Below are 16,958 nucleotides of genomic sequence, written 5' to 3'. Positions count from 1 at the left end.
AAATACGGTGCATGGTGTACCAATGTCGGCCGGCGAAGAACAACAAATTATAAAGCAGTATCAGCCGCTTATTCGTGCCTTGATCCCCTACGAGCAACAAAACCGCTTATTGGAAGGTATTAATAAATTTTCAAAACGGCTCCCAGGCAATATCCGCAAAATCATTAAAGAGGAAGTCGTTAGGCTCACGTCTTTAACTGATGCATCCGCGGACAATTCTGCATTCGCCAAATTCCCTGTTATGAAGTTTAAGCATTTTGGTATTCCCATGCGCTTAGACAAAGTGGGCGCTAAAATCCTTCAAAATGAAACTGCCTTATATCAAGAGCGATATACGGTAGGTGTGTTTGAATCGGTAATGAACTCCGACTTTTATCAAACACAAATCAAGCGCGATCAATTTAAGAAAATTGTTGAAGCATTCAATGTTGAAAGCCAATCATTTACCGATATAGATTTTGGTGACGACATCGCCGTTCGGCCCAACTTCACGGTATCTTCTGTAGATTTTGAAAAGGGTAGGCATTGTACGGTTAGCTCGCTTTCTTTTACGGGTATTGCTGTAGAAACAAAACGACCGCCTAACGTAACCACCGGTGACATTGTTACCTTTGTTATACCTGAGGTGATGGGCTTTACCACCGAACCCACAGAAATCACCTACGAACTTGATGCTATTAAATACAATAAGCACTTAGGTAAGTACGAATCATTTTTTACGATTTCATCTGAAACCGATCTTAGCCTGCTTAATAATTTGAAGCGCTACATTAAAGGCACCTCGTATAAACAGCCCTTGCAGCGAGACTTAGAAATTGAAAGGGCAATGCAAGACCTTGAGCGTGACCGTATTTTAGAAAACAGCCCATGGTTGCCGGTGTTTCTTTCAGCCCATCAAAAATCACTCAAACCCATTATTGCGCTATTTACTCAAGCGAATGTCGATAATAATAATTCAGAAAAATTACTGGCCAGCCTGCAAGACAAAGCGCATTTTGAAAACCTGGTTCAAGAACTGAAAAAGTACAATGAAGCGTTTATTTTTCACGGGGTCATTAAAACCAAAAGCGGTGCAATTACCATCACGGCAACCCATCGCCAATTAGTAGAGCTTGGACAACTCAATGCCATTATTTATCTTTTAGTTAAAAGTGGCGAGTTTACTTGCACGCAGTGCCGCTTAGAAGATGTGAGCCGAGAAGACAAAGTAAAAGCCTTTGCAATTCATGATATTCCGAGCAAAGAGTTTGAGCATCTTGCGGCGTTAAGCCATGTAATGTACTGCCGGGATATTTCTATGTACCTTACTAACTTAACCCTTAGCGAGAAGTGTGATTTTAAGCCCTTATCAAAAACACTACGTGCTTCTGGCGATAACTGGTCTATTGATTTTGTGATGGAAGATGACCTTGATAGACGCTCTGAAACCCGTTATATCATCGATAAAGCAGCGATGATAAAAGTAGGGCTGCTGTCTTCAATTGATGTTCGCGTTGCCGATTTGTCTGCCAGTGGCATGAAGTTAATGGTTGCCCCAGGTACTGAACTGCAAAGTGAAGTGCGGGTATCGGTCCCCGACCTTAAAATCAAAAACGAGAAATATAAGGTTGTTCACTACGACGCCACGTCGGGCGTTGTACGCCTTTGCTTAGAAGATGTAAAAAAATCTAAGGCAGGAGCAAGTGTTGATGCGATGGTTGAAGAAAATACCGCGTATTTCAAAATTAGAGACATAGCCCGTATTCAACGCTCAACTCACCGATTCATTTGGGAATTAGCCGTACGTCATATGCCTTCGCTTGCTGTGCTTTGTGTAATGAATAGGCATATTCTGGATAGGCTCAAAACCGTTTACCAAAGCGATTCGTCTGACGATTTATACCCATTTTCTCGTACCGCAAACATTATTCCATTACATGGCTTTTTTGCCGACAAAGCAGTGGCCAAGCCTAAATCGATGATGCTTGAAGCCATGTTTAAAGGCGATGTGGAGAACAACCTTGTGGTGCATTGTGTACGTAAAAGCGACAATCGCTTGGTATACATAAAAGAAAGCGATTTTCTTTATTCGAAATTGCGTACGCAAATTCAAAATCAGTTAGAAGAAGAAAAAGTGCAGGTGAGTGCCACTAATGTCACGGCTATACGCTGCTATGGCGCCACCACACCGCTGACGAAGAAACGTTTAGCACAGCTGTCTAAACTTGATAAGGCAATGTACGATAAATTAGAAACCATGCAAGCTGGCTATACACACTGTATTTTTGTGACTAATATGTCTGCATTGCATCACGACTTGGTTATGGCCAAATTAATTGCAAAGCAAGAGCGTCCTTTATCAGAAGATGAAGCTACCGCATAATGCTAACGTAAGCTCAACTAAAACCTTGGGTTTTGGTGTTATCTCTTGCTGCATTTTGCTATTCTTTATTAATTACGTACAAGAAGGGTTTGGTCTTGAAAGGGATCCTCACAATACTCGCCATTTTGATATTACTGACATTTGCTTTTGTCATTGGCACACAAAACGAAGCCTATATCACCGTTAACTATCTTATTGCTCAAGCTAACATGCGGGTTTCCACCCTTATTGCGATTGCGCTTTCTTTGGGTGTGTTAGTAGGGATACTTATTATGTCAGCAAGCTGGTTACGTTTACGCGTTCAGTTGTTGTCGGCGAATTCAAAAATCAATAGCCTGAAAAAAGAACACTAATATGCTCGAACTGCTGTTTTTACTTTTGCCTGTTGCAGCAGGTTACGGATGGATTATGGGCCGTAACAGTGTTCGCCAAGCACAACGTAAACAGTCTAGTATTCTTTCTAAGCATTACTATAAAGGCTTAAATTTCCTGCTTTCCGATCAACCTGATAAAGCGGTAGACACGTTAATTAAGATGATTAACGTAAACAGCGACACGGTTGAAACTCATATTGCGATGGGCAGCTTTTTTCGCCACCGCGGCGAAATAGACAGAGCCATTAAGGTTCACCAAAACCTAGTAAGCCGAGACGAGCTGCAACCCACACAACGGGAAAGCGCGTTAAAAGAACTTGGCCATGATTACACCCACGCAGGCTTCTTAGAGCGGGCTGAAAATGCTTTTCTTCAACTACTCAATAGCGACAAACACTATTTGGTAGCGCAAACACAATTATTTAGTATTTACCAAACCACGAAAGAGTGGGACAGAGCCATTGAGCTTGCTGAGCGCATGGTAGAATGCCATGGCGACAACGATGATGTGTGCGAACGTTTAGCGCATTTCTATTGTGAGCACGCGGTAGCGAAACTAAAAGATGATGATCAGGGTTCTGCGTTATCTTTACTTCAAAAGGCCGTTAATGCCGATGAGCATGCAGTAAGACCTTGGTTAATGCTTGGACAGCTTGCACTTCAACAACAACGTTACAGTGACGCACGGGCTTATTTTGTACAAGTGGCCGAGCGTGATATTAATTGGTTCAGCGAAGCGGTGCCCAGTTTAGAAAAAATTGCAGAAGAAACCGGAGATTGGGATAATTTCGAGGAAAGCTTAGAAGCCCACTGGCAAGAGTGTGCAACCTCGTACCTTGCCATGGTTGATGTATTACTTAAAAAAGGCGATACCACTCAAGCAGCAGAATATCTATTAGAACAACTACGTAAGCGCCCAACCATGCGTGGTTTTAAAACTCTTATGGGTTTATATATCGACCAATTAGACGATAAGACCTCAGCAGAGAGTTTACGTATATTAAAAGAATTAGTAGAGAAGCAAATGATGCAACGCCCTAAATACCGCTGCCATAGCTGCGGGTTCTCTGGGCGTAAACTCTACTGGCTATGTCCTTCATGTAAAAAGTGGGGCGTAGTAAAACCGATAAAAGGGCTAGACGGAGAATAACTTCACCATGCAAGAACCTCGCGTTATTGTTGCACTCGACTATGACAACCAAGAACAAGCACTTTCGTTTGTAGACCAATTAGATCCCAGCCTGTGTAAAGTTAAAGTGGGCAAAGAGATGTTCACCTTATTTGGCCCTGAATTTGTAAAATCTTTAGTGGCTAAAGGCTTCGACGTTTTTCTTGATTTGAAATTTCACGATATTCCAAACACGGTAGGTAAAGCGTGCAAAGCTGCTGCTGAACTTGGTGTGTGGATGGTAAACGTGCACGCCAGTGGTGGACTTCCAATGATGCAGGCAGCCAAAGAAGGCATTGCACAAAGTAGCCGACCTGAAACCAAATTAATTGCGGTAACGGTACTAACCAGTATGGATCAATCGCAGCTAAGCGGCGTAATTGATAATGTAACGCCAGAGCAACAAGTATTACGCTTAGCGTCGTTAACTGCTCAAGCGGGTTTAGATGGCGTGGTGTGTTCTGCTAAAGAAGCGGCAATGTTACGCAATGAAATTGGCGAAGACTTTTTGTTGGTGACTCCAGGGATTCGCCCTAAAGGCAGTGATGCGGGCGATCAAAAGCGCGTAATGACGCCGCCAGAAGCAATAGATAGCGGCGTAAGCTACTTAGTGATGGGACGACCAATCACGCAAGCTAGCGAACCTATGGAAGTGTTAAAGCAGGTAAACGCGTCAATCAGCTAATTGCCCAAAAAACAAAAAAATACACACAAAAAGCACACACAAAAAAACGCCCAGTAGTGAACGCATTCAATATGCTAACCACTAACTGGGCGTTTTTATTTGCTAGTGCTTATAGCGCACTAGCATAATCAAGAATTGCTTAAGCGTTTAGTGCTTCTTCAGCAGGGGTGTAAGTTAAACCTAACTTTTCACCTAACGCGTCAACAACAGCTTTATACGTTACTTTGCCTTCATGAACGTTAAGACCGTTCAATAAGTGCTTATCTTCAAGCATGGCTTTAGCAGGGCCTTTATTCGCCAACGCCAAACCAAACGGTAGAGTTGCGTTGTTAAGGGCCATAGTAGAGGTACGTGCAACGCCACCTGGCATATTCGCAACACAGTAATGCACTACGTCATCGATGATGTATACAGGGTCTTGGTGTGTAGTGGCTTTAGAGGTTTCAAAACAACCACCTTGGTCGATAGCAACATCAACCAATACAGAGCCTGGCTTCATAGCCGCAATTTGTTCGCGGTTAAGTAGCTTAGGTGCTGCTGCGCCAGGAATAAGTACAGCGCCAACAACAAGATCAGCTTTTGACGAATAATGTTCAATTGCATCAACGGTTGAGTAAACGGTTTTCACTTGGCCATTAAAAATGTCATCTAACTGACGAAGGCGAGGAAGTGAACGGTCTAAAATAGTCACGTCTGCGCCTAGGCCTAGGGCCATTTTAGCGGCTTGCGTACCTACAACACCACCACCAATAATAAGCACTTTACCCGGTGCTACGCCAGGAACACCGCCCAATAGTGTGCCGCTGCCGCCATGTGCTTTTTCTAGGTAATGTGCACCGGCTTGAACTGACATACGGCCAGCCACTTCGCTCATTGGCGCTAATAGTGGCAAACCGCCACGGTCGTCGGTTACGGTTTCATAAGCGATACAGGTTGCGCCAGAAGCGATAAGAAGTTCTGTCTGTGTAGGATCTGGTGCCAAATGAAGGTAAGTGTAAAGGGTTTGGCCTTTACGAAGCATTTTACATTCATTCGTTTGCGGCTCTTTTACTTTAATAATCATTTCTGCTTCAGCAAAAACTTGCTCAGCAGTAGATGCGATAGAAGCACCAGCTTCAACGTACATTTCATCGGTAAAACCAATTGCATCACCGGCTAGCGTCTCAACTAACACTGAATGACCATGACTGGTAAACTCTTTCACTGCCGCAGGCGTTAAGCCAACGCGATATTCATGGTTCTTAATTTCTTTTGGTACACCGATTAACATAACTTTTCCTCTAATTGATTAGCCCAGTGGCTCACTTGCCGATTATTATTTTAATTAGTATACGGTAGATAAAAGCGAACTATGTGCTGAAAAAATATCAGTTGCAGCATATAATCACGCATAGAACATTCAGGGCAGAATAAAATATGCTAGTAAAAACCCCAAAACACCTTGACCGAATAGACAGGAATATACTGATTTCGCTACAAAAAAACGGGCGTATATCAAACGTGGAATTGGCTAAAGACGTGGGCTTGAGCCCTAGTCCTTGTTTAGAGCGGGTTAAGCGTTTAGAGAGCCAAGGCTATATAAAAGGCTACCATGCCGTGGTTGATCCAGAAAAACTGGGCGCCGCCATGCTTGTTTTTGTAGAAATAACGTTAACGAAGACGTCGGTAGATATCTTCGCAGAATTTTCTGCGGCGGTTAGGCTTCATGACGATATACAAGAGTGCCATCTGGTCTCTGGGGATTTTGATTTCTTGCTAAAAGCCCGGGTTGCAGACATGTCTAGCTATCGTAGATTGTTAGGCGACACTTTACTGCGCCTTCCAGGGGTGAGTGAGTCACGAACCTATGTGGTAATGGAAGAAGTGAAAAGTACAACATCGCTTCGGATTAATTTGAAGTAATGAAAGCATGGCTCAATTATGGGCATTTGTGATAGGCTGTGCAAAAATACAGTGGTTATTGTTAGTGTGAATTTGACTCGCAATAGTGGGTGTAAGTAAACCGATTTGTAATACACCTTATTAATAAATTACTTATTGAAAACATTACGATAATATTGGCACTGCATTTGTATTCTTCTTTATCGATAGAATTATCACAACATCGAAACATCAATTTAGTTTAATAAGTGATTTAGGGTTATGACGCAATTAACAGGGATTCAGCGAATTTGGGAAGCCGGCATGATTATAGCCTGTGTCTTCGCCTTTTTCTTATTGCTGGCATTGGTATCTTTTCATCCGGGCGACCCTGGCTGGAGCCAAGCCGGTTTGCAATTAGACGTACATAACTGGGTAGGCTCTACCGGCGCGTGGAGTGCCGATTTATTACTTTTCTCTTTTGGCTTCTTAGCCTACCTCCTTCCTTTTGGTGCAGCCTTTTTAGGTTGGTTCTTATTCCAACACATTAAAGCCCTAGAAGAGTTCGATTACCTCACAATAGGTTTACGCATTATTGGTGGTTTATTGATGGCACTTGGTGCCACGGGCATTGCCAGTATTAATTTTGACGACATATACAACTTTTCTGCCGGCGGCTTTGTGGGCGATGTTATTAGTTCAGCCCTTGTGCCGTACTTTAATACCGCTGGCACTATTTTGTTGCTTCTGTGCTTTTTCTGTACCGGCTTTACCTTATTAACGGGCATTAGCTGGTTAAGTATTGTGGACAGACTAGGTGAAATGACACTTTGGTTTGGGCGCAAATGTGTGTCGATACCACAACAAGCGCTCGCCCTAGATATGCCAAGGCTTGCGTTACCTTCTCGCAGTGCAAAGCCTGAAAATGACGAATTAGATATCACCAGCATGCGTGCAGAGCCCGCCGAAACGCCTGAACCCGTTTTTACGCCGCCACCTAAGGCTGAGCGCAGTGAACCATCATTTGGCATTCCAGATGATGTGTTTGACGAAGATGACGTACCGCCTTTTGAAACTCAGAGCCACACGCCTGCTAATACTGAAAGCGAAAACAAACCTAAGTCGAGCTTTTCGTTATCGGGTATGCGCGAAGCTGTGCGCAATAAAGTGAAAGAAGCCAAGCCTTCTAGCAAAGATGAGGTAGTAGAGAATCATCAGATCGCTAAATCACAGTCTGATGAAATGATTGAACCAACCTTCGACATGTCGCAAACCGATACGTTAACTGAAGCGCCAGCGACTGAGGCACAACAAACTGCTGAGCCTGTTAATATAGAGACGCCAGAGCCGCAGTCAGCGCCGGCGCCGGCTCCTGAATCAGCACCAACGCCAAAACCGGCACATCAACCATTCACGCCAGTGGCGATGGGTGCAAAATCCATTACTCGTCATGAAGGGGAGGGGAGCGAACCTATTACGGCCATGCCTTCGTTTGACCTACTGGAACGAGCGGATAAACATGAAAACCCGCTTACACAGGAAGAGATTGACGGTATATCTAGGCTAGTTGAAGAGAAACTGGCTGACTTTAATATTGAAGCCAATGTAGTGGGTGTATACCCAGGCCCTGTTATTACTCGCTTCGAACTAGATTTAGCACCTGGAGTGAAGGTAAGCAAAATTACGGGGTTGTCTAAAGATTTGGCACGCGCCATGTCGGCAATATCAGTACGTGTGGTAGAAGTTATACCGGGTAAATCGGTTATAGGCCTTGAGCTTCCAAACAAAAAACGTGAAATGGTACGTTTGAGTGAAGTGATTGGTGGTGATGCCTTTCAGCGTAATAGTTCACCGCTTACCATGGTATTAGGTGCGGATATTTCTGGTAAGCCTGTGATAGTGGATTTGGCTAAAATGCCTCACTTATTGGTGGCGGGTACTACCGGTTCAGGTAAGTCGGTTGGTGTTAACGTTATGATCTTAAGCTTGCTGTATAAGAGCACGCCAGAAGATGTACGTATGATCATGATAGATCCGAAAATGCTTGAGCTATCGGTATATGAAGGTATTCCGCATTTGCTTGCCGAAGTGGTTACCGACATGAAAGAAGCGGCTAACGCCCTTCGTTGGTGTGTAGGTGAGATGGAGCGTCGTTATCGCTTAATGAGCGCCTTGGGGGTAAGAAACCTAAAAGGCTACAACGCAAAAGTGGAAGAAGCGATTGCCGCTGGCACGCCTATTCAAGATCCGTTGTGGAAGAGTGAAGAAAGCATGGAGCCTCATGCACCAGATTTAGAAAAACTGCCTGCCATTGTAGTTGTGGTAGATGAATTCGCCGACATGATGATGATTGTTGGTAAAAAAGTGGAAGAGCTTATTGCTCGTATTGCACAAAAGGCCCGTGCGGCAGGTATTCATTTGGTACTCGCCACGCAGCGTCCTTCGGTAGATGTTATTACCGGCTTAATTAAAGCGAATATTCCAACGCGTATTGCATTCCAGGTTTCTAGTAAAATTGATTCACGTACCATTTTAGACCAACAAGGTGCTGAAGCACTGCTAGGCATGGGTGATATGTTGTACTTGCCACCAGGTAGCCCAGTTCCAACGCGTGTGCACGGCGCGTTCGTGGACGACCACGAGGTTCATGCCGTAGTGGCGGATTGGAAACGTAGAGGTGCACCTAAATATATTGATGAGATATTAAATGGCGAAGCGTCTGCCGAAGTACTTTTACCGGGTGAACAAGCCGAAGGTGAAGATCAAGAATTTGATGCATTTTACGATGAAGCCGTAGCCTTTGTTACCGAAACAAGAAGAGCAAGTGTCTCTAGTGTGCAACGCAAATTCAGAATTGGTTACAATCGCGCAGCACGATTAGTGGAACAAATGGAATCTAGTGGCGTCGTAAGTGCACAGGGTCACAACGGCAACCGCGAAGTATTAGCTCCGCCAGCGCCTAAGGATTAACAACAATGAATAAAGTAGTACCTATTATGATGGCAATGGCGTTAACGGCGCCGTTGAGCTTATCTGCAATGCAGATTGCCAGCGCTAATTTAACTAGCGATGCGCCAAAAACCAATAGCGATGCCACTGTGGTGGTAGGTTCTGCAACAAAGCCTAAATTTACCGCTCACAGTGCTAAAGAAATGTCGAAAGCAGATGATGCAGCCGCTGATGCAGCAAATAGTGCAAATGTACTTTTGAAAAAACGCCTACATGGATTACAGCAATACCAAGCCGCTTTTAAACAAACGGTAACCGATGCACAAGGCAATATAGTGCATGAAGCCCAGGGTACATTAACCATGATGCGCCCGAATAAGCTTCGCTGGGAAACCACGTTTCCTGATGAAACCTTGCTTATCGCAGATGGTGAAGCGGTATGGAATATCGATACCTTTGTTGAGCAGGTCACTATTATTTCGCAAGACCAAGCGATTAAAGATAACCCTATTGTTTTATTAACGGCTAACGACGATGAAACTTGGGACAGTTTTGTGATCAGCAAGCTTGATGACGCGAAAGCCAGCTCAACGTTAGAGCAATACCAAATTGTGCCTAAATCGACAGATGGTCAAATAAAGTCACTGACATTAGGGTTCAACAGCGACGGTATTCTGTCGACGTTAGATATGCTTGATGCACAAGATCAAACCAGTGCGTTAGTGTTTAGCAAGCAAGATTTAGATTTTGCTATTGATACTGCTAAAGACAATCTTTTCTCTGTAGACGTGCCGCAAAGCTATATTATTGATGATCAGCGATAGCTAAGAATAGATGATTAACGATAACAAAGAACCGCTTGAACCTTTTGCACCACTAGCAGCCAAAATGCGGCCGGTGACCATAGATGAGTATGCCGGCCAGTCGCACCTATTAGGCGCTAACAAACCGCTACGTAAAATGCTAGAAGCGGGCCACTGCCATTCTATGATTTTATGGGGCCCACCTGGTACGGGTAAAACAACCTTAGCAGAGCTTATTGCCACATATACCAATGCCTCGGTTATTCGCATTTCGGCGGTAACCTCTGGGGTGAAAGATATTCGCGCGGCAATGGATACCGCGAAAGAAAACTCCCGCTATAACCAACGTACTTTATTATTTGTAGATGAAGTACACAGGTTTAATAAAAGCCAACAAGACGCCTTTTTACCTTTTGTAGAGTCGGGCACTGTTACTTTCATAGGTGCAACCACTGAAAACCCTTCTTTTGAATTGAACAACGCACTGCTTTCTCGTGTACGGGTTTACGTACTTAAAGCATTAGAACAAGATGCACTTGCTGAATTAATGCAACGGGCACTAACCGATGAAGAAAAAGGGTTAGGTTCACGACAGTTAAGTATTGAGGAAGATGCCAGTAACGCCTTGTTAGGTTTGTGTGGCGGTGATGGCCGCAGGTTACTCACTTATTTAGAGCTAGCCGCTGACTTTACTGAGAACAGTGTTATTTCTATTGCCGATATTGAACAAGCCGTAGGCGAAAAAATTGCCAGCTACGACAATAAAGGTGATACATTTTACGACCTAATATCGGCGTTTCATAAGTCGGTACGGGGTTCAGATCCTGATGCTGCGCTATATTGGTATGCACGTATATTAGATGGTGGCGGCGATGCGCTTTATGTGGCAAGAAGGTTATTGGCAATTGCATCGGAAGATATTGGTAATGCCGACCCCAGAGCTATGCAGTTATGCATAAACGCGTGGGATACCTATCATCGCGTTGGGCCAGCTGAAGGTGAGCGTGCCATTGCACAAGCTGCTGTTTATTGTGCATTGGCGGCAAAAAGTAATGCTGTTTATATGGCGTTTAGTCAAGCGAAGGCATTAGCCAGACAAACATCCGATGCACCTGTGCCCATGCATTTACGTAACGCCCCCACTGAATTAATGAAAAACTTAGGTCATGGTGATGGTTATCGGTATGCGCATAACGAAGCAAATGCTTTCGCGGCAGGTGAAGTGTATTTGCCTGATAGCATTGCTGGTACTCGCTTATACGAGCCTAACGAACGTGGGTTAGAAAAAGCGCTTAAGGCAAAACGTGACTATTTAGATAATCTCAATGAACACGCGCAGAGTGCGCGTAATAATCAAAAACGGTGAACATTGTGCCTCAAGGCGTTATTTTATACTGCTATATTGCAGCAGGCGGTGCAGTTGGGGCTTGCTTGCGTTATTTTTGTACCACAACCATAGATTCTTGGTTTGGAAAAAATATGCCCTTTGGTACACTAGCGGTTAACGTTGTTGGTTCATTTGCCTTAGTTACCCTGTATGGCTTTATTGAGCGCAACGAATTAACTGACTCTCCTTACCGAGCATTAATTGGGGTAGGACTGTTAGGCGCGTTTACCACATTTTCAACATTCTCTGTGGAAACGCTCACATTATTAGAAAACGAGCTGTGGTTAAAAGCCATTGCTAATATATTTCTCAACGTCGGCGCTTGCTTATTAGCAGGTTGGCTGGCTATTGAACTCATGAAAGGATAAGTAGGAACACATGTTAGATCCAAAGTGTTTACGAAGCGATATAGAAGAAACTGCCAAGCGTTTGGCTGCCCGTGGTTATAACCTCGATGTAGCTACATTTAACTCGCTAGAAGAAAAAAGAAAAACACTTCAGTCCAAAACACAGGATCTGCAGAACGAACGTAACGTTCGAAGTAAGTCCATTGGTAAAGCAAAGTCACAAGGCGAAGATATTGCGCCTTTGTTGGCAGAAGTGGGCAAATTAGGCGATGACTTAGATGCAGCTAAAGCTGAACTAACCGTATTGCTTGATGAAATCACTGCGTTTACTCAAGGCATTCCTAACTTGCCACATGAGTCGGTACCTGAAGGTAAAGACGAAGACGACAACGTTGAGATTTCACGTTGGGGTGAGCCACGTACTTTCGATTTTGAAGTGAAAGATCACGTTGATATTGGTGAAGGGCTAAATAATAGCTTAGATTTTGCTACGGCGACTAAATTAACAGGTAGCCGTTTTGTAGTGATGCGCCGTGAGATGGCTCGTTTAAACCGCGCCATTGCCCAGTTCATGTTAGATGTTCACACCAACGAACACGGTTATGATGAAATGTATGTCCCGTTTTTGGTAAACGCTGACAGCCTTTATGGCACAGGTCAATTACCTAAATTTGGTGAAGACTTATTTCATACTCAGCCAGCAACGGAAGAAGGCCAAGGGCTTTCACTTATTCCAACTGCAGAAGTACCGCTAACCAACATCGCCCGTGATGAAATTCTAGATGAGAAGTCGCTACCGGTTAAGATGACCGCGCATACGCCTTGTTTTCGTTCAGAAGCAGGCTCGTATGGCCGTGATACCCGTGGTTTGATTCGTCAGCATCAGTTCGACAAAGTTGAACTTGTACAGCTAGTGAAGCCTGAAGATAGCTTCGACGCATTAGAAGAACTTACTCAGCACGCTGAAACCATTTTGCAGAAGCTTGAATTGCCATACCGTAAAGTATTGCTTTGTACTGGCGACATGGGCTTTGGCGCATGTAAAACTTACGACTTAGAAGTATGGTTGCCTGCGCAAAACACGTATCGTGAAATTTCATCATGTTCAAACATGGTAGATTTTCAGGCAAGACGTATGCAAGCCCGCTTTAGAAACCCAGAAACAAACAAGCCTGAATTGCTTCATACATTGAATGGTTCTGGTTTGGCAGTTGGCCGTACATTGGTGGCTATTTTAGAAAACTACCAACAGGCTGATGGCAGTGTAACGATACCTAAAGCCCTAGTACCGTACATGAACGGTGTAGAAGTGATAAAGGCTTAGCTCTCAAGCTAATTTATTACAAATCTAGCGCTGGACTTACATTACGTATTTAGTTGCTGAAGATAAGCTCGTAGATGTTGAATCTACGAGCTTATTTGTATGTGGGGAAAAACTAACTCTCTATTGGCATATATCTATTAGTAAATGGTAAATGCCTAGCAGCAAAAAGCAGAGCGTTTAGTGTTTGTCGCTTACTTGTGACTTACAGTGAAAATCGCTGCCTCAGAAAGCGTGCTACACCATCTTCATTATGATGCCCAATCACTTCACTGGCCGCGCTTTTGATAACCGGCTTAGCGTTGTCGGGGGCGTAACATTCGTTCGCTAATTCGAACATGCTTAAATCGTTGTCGCTGTCGCCAAAACAAATAACATTGGTCGCGCCAAGTTTCTGTTTCAAATTCATAACCGCACTACCTTTGCTGGCCGCACGGTGGTGAATATCCATCCAGCTAAAAGATTGCCCTTCAATTGCAGGCCCTGAATACGCAATAAGGTTTTCAACTTCGTTGATTGTTTTGTACATATTTCTAACCCTTGTATTGTCACCAATCATACTAATGTTGGTTATTTTAGCTGAAAGGGAAAGCTGGCTTAACGGGCGAAGTACTGCGTTAGTTTTCTTAAAATACTTATCTAATAAATTTTGTTCTATTGGGTGTTTCGGTGCTGGGTGATGAACAATATGAGACGTGCCTTCAATCACATTAACAAAAGGCGTGATATCATTTTGATGGGCAAGGTTAATGATGAATTCGAGTTCATTACCATTAACTAGATTTTCAAGGGTTAATGCATTGGCAGTGGGATCCCATATAGCCACACCGTTGTTGTAAATATGGGGTAGAAGAAAGTTATCTTCTGCAATAATGCTGTTAGCTGACAGCATGGTTCTGCCAGTTGCCACCGTATATGCAATGCCGTTTTGTTGGAGCAGGGCTAACGTTTCGCGGGTGTAGTTTGATATTTGCGATTCGCTGTTTAATAGCGTCCCGTCTAAATCGAAAAAGATAAGATCCATGTACAGCTCCTCATTAGGTCTTAATTAGTGCCTAAGCACGTGCTCTAACTGAAATAGGTTTTACAGGCACTTAGCAGGCTTTGGCAACCCAGCAAGTTTGGTGGCTTGCTTAGCTGGCCCTTTAGGGAACAACCGTTGCAAATAACGACTGTTACCTTTCTCTGGTCCATATTTAGCGGCCATTGCTTTAACCAGAGCGCGAATAGCAGGGCTAGTTTCAAACTCTTCATAGAAATGACGTACAAACCGAATAACTTCCCAATGAGGCTCACTAAGCGTAATGTTTTCGTTTGCAGCTAGTGTTGGCACCATATCTTCATTCCACAAAGTGTGATCAAGCAGATAGCCTGCTTTGTCAGTAGGAATGTCTGTGCCGTTAAATTCAAAATGAAACTGTTCTTGGGTCATTAATAAAGCTCTGTAATTGACGCATTGAATATTGTGAATGTCGATGTTAGGTGTTGCAGCTGTATAGGCGCAATTGCTTTACAGGTGAAAACCTAGACGTTAGAAGATAACTAGCTAAGTAAATAGCGTATGGTAACAGCCTAGCTGATTTGCTTAGAACAACGGCCTTAAAAATCAATTATAAGTCCATCTATAGGTACACAATAGGATAAAAAGTATCAGTCAGTGCTACAAACGCATCCAACGATACTGGTGTAATAGAAGAAGTATCGTGTTCACTACCTGCTTCATGGTCAAGCTTTTGACTCACACTATCGCTTATACCGCGTAGCGCCATATCTTCTTGTAAGGCAAACATACTAGTTGCTGATCTGCGCAAATTTTCACTTGCACCTATTATGTTCGCTAAACCGCCGTCAGTCTGCTGGGCGTAATACACACCGTCGTCTATCAAAACTAGCGCTTGGTCAGAATCAGCTCTTCTAAACGCCTGTTGAAGGGTTTTAATGGCTACAGCCTTTAACGGATAAGATTTTACAATAAAGAGCATTAGAAGGTCACCACGTGGTCAACGCGCTCACTCAGTGCAAGCTTTTCATCAATTGATAATAGTGAGGCGTCTAATTGCGCTATTAATTCATGTTTCTCGTTATTTAGAAGTGACAGCTTTAAACTTTCTTCGCAAACGTAACATTCTTCAATATCGAAAAAGGGTAGGGAACCTAACCGTTTGCTGTGGTTTTTTGTTCCACGCACAGATTCAGTTTTATTGAGCTGCAACACACCTTGATGTTCGAACAACACAATAACCTCATGGCCATAGTTGGTGGCAGCTAATGCAAAGTCTAACCCATCTTGACTGGCGCTAGATTGATAAGGAGCTTGAGTAAATCGAATGAGTAAAGTAGCCATTAAAACTGTACCACCTTATCGCAGTCGTGAAGCGCAGTAAAAAACTCACCTAAACCTGCTTGTTCGAACCCATCTGCCACGTTAGCAGCGGATACGCCAGCGCTAGCGGCTTCCTGCTCGCCAATGACTCCGCGTTTAACCGCGGCAGTAATACAAAGCAGTAAGGTAATATTATGCTCGTTTTTGAGCGCTTGCCATGCTTTAAGTGGATAGAATTCATCACCCACTTCTACCATGAAGCCATTAGCATGGTGCACACCTTGACCATAAAAGAAGATGTTATTTACAGTATGCCCTTGTGAAATTGCACTTTTGATAAAGGCAACCGCACGCTGTGCATGTTGACCTTCGTAGGGGGAGCTTGTTACTAAAATTGAATAGTGTGCCATTACTCTAAAACATGGTTAGTGATAAAACTAATGTTAAACCTAGCAATAAAAACTGCGCTGTAGAAACAAAAACACCCCAGTAACGGGGTGTCTTCTTTTACGCTAACGTTAAACTTAGTCGTCGCCGCCAAATGCACCTAGAAGGTGAAGCATAGACGTGAACAAGTTATAAATGTTCAAATACAAAGAAACTGTTGCGCGGATGTAATTCGTCTCGCCACCGTTGATGATACGGCTTGTATCAAACAAGATGAAACCAGACATAATAAACACGATAGCTGCGCTAATTGCCAAGCTTACCGCAGGTACTGCGAAAAACATATTCGCGATGGCCGCTACAATCACTACAACTAAGCCTACTACCAAGAAGCCACCCATAAATGAGAAGTCTTTTTTGGTGGTAAGTGCATAACCAGAAAGGGCGAAGAATACTAACGCAGTAGCACCTAACGCTTCCATGATTAAGCCTGGGCCCGCTACACCTAAGTAAAAGTTAAGCGTGTAACCTAATGAAGCACCCATTAAACCGGTGAACAGGAATACCCAGTAAATACCTGAAGCTGATTCAGCTTTCTTTTGTACAACAAATAAAGTGATGAATGCACCAATGGTCATGCCTAATGACATCATAGGGGAAATACCTACAGCCATGGCAACACCAGCACAAACCGCACTGAACGCTAGTGTCATCGCAAGCAGCATATAGGTGTTGCGCAAAACCTTGTTTGTTTGCAACACTGATGGTTGAGATGCACTTGAATACATCGAACGTTGATCCATTGTTTCCTCCAAAAGGACTATGTCTTTAACCAAAATGGTAAACTAACTATTAGTGTATGTTGTATGGGTTTTAGTTCCCATTTTCAAGTAGTTTCAAATGAAAATAGTGTTAGTAAGTATGAATTACGTGTCAACCGCGCAATTAGCGCACTAATTGTCTGAAATGCCATCACTTAACCTGTTTTTTTT

General features: G+C 43.5%; 17 protein-coding genes. 10 read left to right on the top strand and 7 right to left on the bottom strand.

What is annotated here, in order from left to right:
- Positions 1 to 22: 22 nt before the first annotated feature.
- From AV939_RS05765 to pyrF, 4 genes are all read left to right on the top strand, one after another.
- The gene (locus AV939_RS05765; RefSeq protein ID WP_061997326.1) at positions 23 to 2,362 is read left to right on the top strand and encodes a PilZ domain-containing protein; all 2,340 of its coding nucleotides are present in this window, start codon (positions 23 to 25) and stop codon (positions 2,360 to 2,362) included.
- A gap of 95 nt (positions 2,363 to 2,457) precedes the next feature.
- Positions 2,458 to 2,715, top strand: coding sequence for a LapA family protein (locus AV939_RS05760; protein ID WP_057791948.1), 258 nt, complete (start codon positions 2,458 to 2,460; stop codon positions 2,713 to 2,715).
- Position 2,716: 1 nt separating this feature from the next.
- On the top strand, positions 2,717 to 3,886 hold the full coding sequence (gene lapB / locus AV939_RS05755; RefSeq protein ID WP_061997325.1) for a lipopolysaccharide assembly protein LapB: 1,170 nt from the start codon (positions 2,717 to 2,719) through the stop codon (positions 3,884 to 3,886).
- Positions 3,887 to 3,893: 7 nt separating this feature from the next.
- A complete protein-coding gene (gene pyrF / locus AV939_RS05750; RefSeq protein WP_061997324.1) occupies positions 3,894 to 4,589 on the top strand; it encodes an orotidine-5'-phosphate decarboxylase in 696 nt (231 codons plus the stop codon).
- 139 nt (positions 4,590 to 4,728) lie between these two features.
- Here pyrF and ald read toward each other — a convergent pair whose 3' ends face one another.
- A complete protein-coding gene (ald, locus tag AV939_RS05745) occupies positions 4,729 to 5,859 on the bottom strand; it encodes an alanine dehydrogenase (protein WP_061997323.1) in 1,131 nt (376 codons plus the stop codon).
- 146 nt (positions 5,860 to 6,005) lie between these two features.
- On the opposite strand from ald, the gene lrp reads away from it, so the two are divergent.
- From lrp to serS, 6 genes are all read left to right on the top strand, one after another.
- Complete coding sequence (gene lrp / locus AV939_RS05740) at positions 6,006 to 6,491, top strand: leucine-responsive transcriptional regulator Lrp (protein WP_013784161.1); 486 nt, start codon at positions 6,006 to 6,008, stop codon at positions 6,489 to 6,491.
- Positions 6,492 to 6,731: 240 nt separating this feature from the next.
- Entirely contained in the window at positions 6,732 to 9,419 is a 2,688-nt protein-coding gene (locus AV939_RS05735) for a DNA translocase FtsK (RefSeq protein WP_061997322.1), read from the top strand.
- 5 nt (positions 9,420 to 9,424) lie between these two features.
- Positions 9,425 to 10,222, top strand: coding sequence for an outer membrane lipoprotein chaperone LolA (gene lolA, locus AV939_RS05730; RefSeq protein WP_061997321.1), 798 nt, complete (start codon positions 9,425 to 9,427; stop codon positions 10,220 to 10,222).
- Between the two features lie 10 nt (positions 10,223 to 10,232).
- Positions 10,233 to 11,567, top strand: a complete 1,335-nt coding sequence (locus tag AV939_RS05725) for a replication-associated recombination protein A (protein ID WP_061997320.1) — start codon at positions 10,233 to 10,235, stop codon at positions 11,565 to 11,567.
- A 5-nt stretch (positions 11,568 to 11,572) separates the two neighbouring features.
- A complete protein-coding gene (crcB, locus tag AV939_RS05720; protein WP_057791932.1) occupies positions 11,573 to 11,956 on the top strand; it encodes a fluoride efflux transporter CrcB in 384 nt (127 codons plus the stop codon).
- 10 nt (positions 11,957 to 11,966) lie between these two features.
- A complete protein-coding gene (gene serS / locus AV939_RS05715; RefSeq protein WP_061997319.1) occupies positions 11,967 to 13,259 on the top strand; it encodes a serine--tRNA ligase in 1,293 nt (430 codons plus the stop codon).
- A 202-nt stretch (positions 13,260 to 13,461) separates the two neighbouring features.
- Here the strand turns inward: serS and AV939_RS05710 are convergent, their stop codons facing one another.
- From AV939_RS05710 to AV939_RS05685, 6 genes are all read right to left on the bottom strand, one after another.
- Positions 13,462 to 14,280: an HAD family hydrolase gene (locus tag AV939_RS05710; protein ID WP_061997318.1), complete on the bottom strand. Its 819-nt coding sequence runs from the start codon at positions 14,278 to 14,280 to the stop codon at positions 13,462 to 13,464.
- A 60-nt stretch (positions 14,281 to 14,340) separates the two neighbouring features.
- Positions 14,341 to 14,688, bottom strand: a complete 348-nt coding sequence (locus tag AV939_RS05705; protein ID WP_057791926.1) for a TusE/DsrC/DsvC family sulfur relay protein — start codon at positions 14,686 to 14,688, stop codon at positions 14,341 to 14,343.
- A gap of 190 nt (positions 14,689 to 14,878) precedes the next feature.
- Positions 14,879 to 15,238 carry a DsrH/TusB family sulfur metabolism protein gene (locus AV939_RS05700; protein WP_061997317.1) on the bottom strand — a complete coding sequence of 120 codons (360 nt, stop codon included), beginning with the start codon at positions 15,236 to 15,238 and terminating at the stop codon, positions 14,879 to 14,881.
- Entirely contained in the window at positions 15,238 to 15,600 is a 363-nt protein-coding gene (locus AV939_RS05695; RefSeq protein WP_061997316.1) for a DsrE family protein, read from the bottom strand. The genes AV939_RS05700 and AV939_RS05695 overlap by 1 nt, the downstream gene beginning before the upstream one ends.
- A complete protein-coding gene (tusD, locus tag AV939_RS05690) occupies positions 15,600 to 15,989 on the bottom strand; it encodes a sulfurtransferase complex subunit TusD (protein ID WP_061997315.1) in 390 nt (129 codons plus the stop codon). The genes AV939_RS05695 and tusD overlap by 1 nt, the downstream gene beginning before the upstream one ends.
- Positions 15,990 to 16,103: 114 nt before the next feature.
- Complete coding sequence (locus tag AV939_RS05685; RefSeq protein WP_013784150.1) at positions 16,104 to 16,769, bottom strand: Bax inhibitor-1/YccA family protein; 666 nt, start codon at positions 16,767 to 16,769, stop codon at positions 16,104 to 16,106.
- Positions 16,770 to 16,958: the final 189 nt, after the last annotated feature.

Source organism: Alteromonas sp. Mac1, assembly GCF_001562125.1.
Classification (GTDB): Bacteria; Pseudomonadota; Gammaproteobacteria; order Enterobacterales; family Alteromonadaceae; genus Alteromonas; species Alteromonas stellipolaris.
Note: the sequence above shows the minus strand (reverse complement) of the source record. Positions and strands in the feature narration are given on the sequence as shown.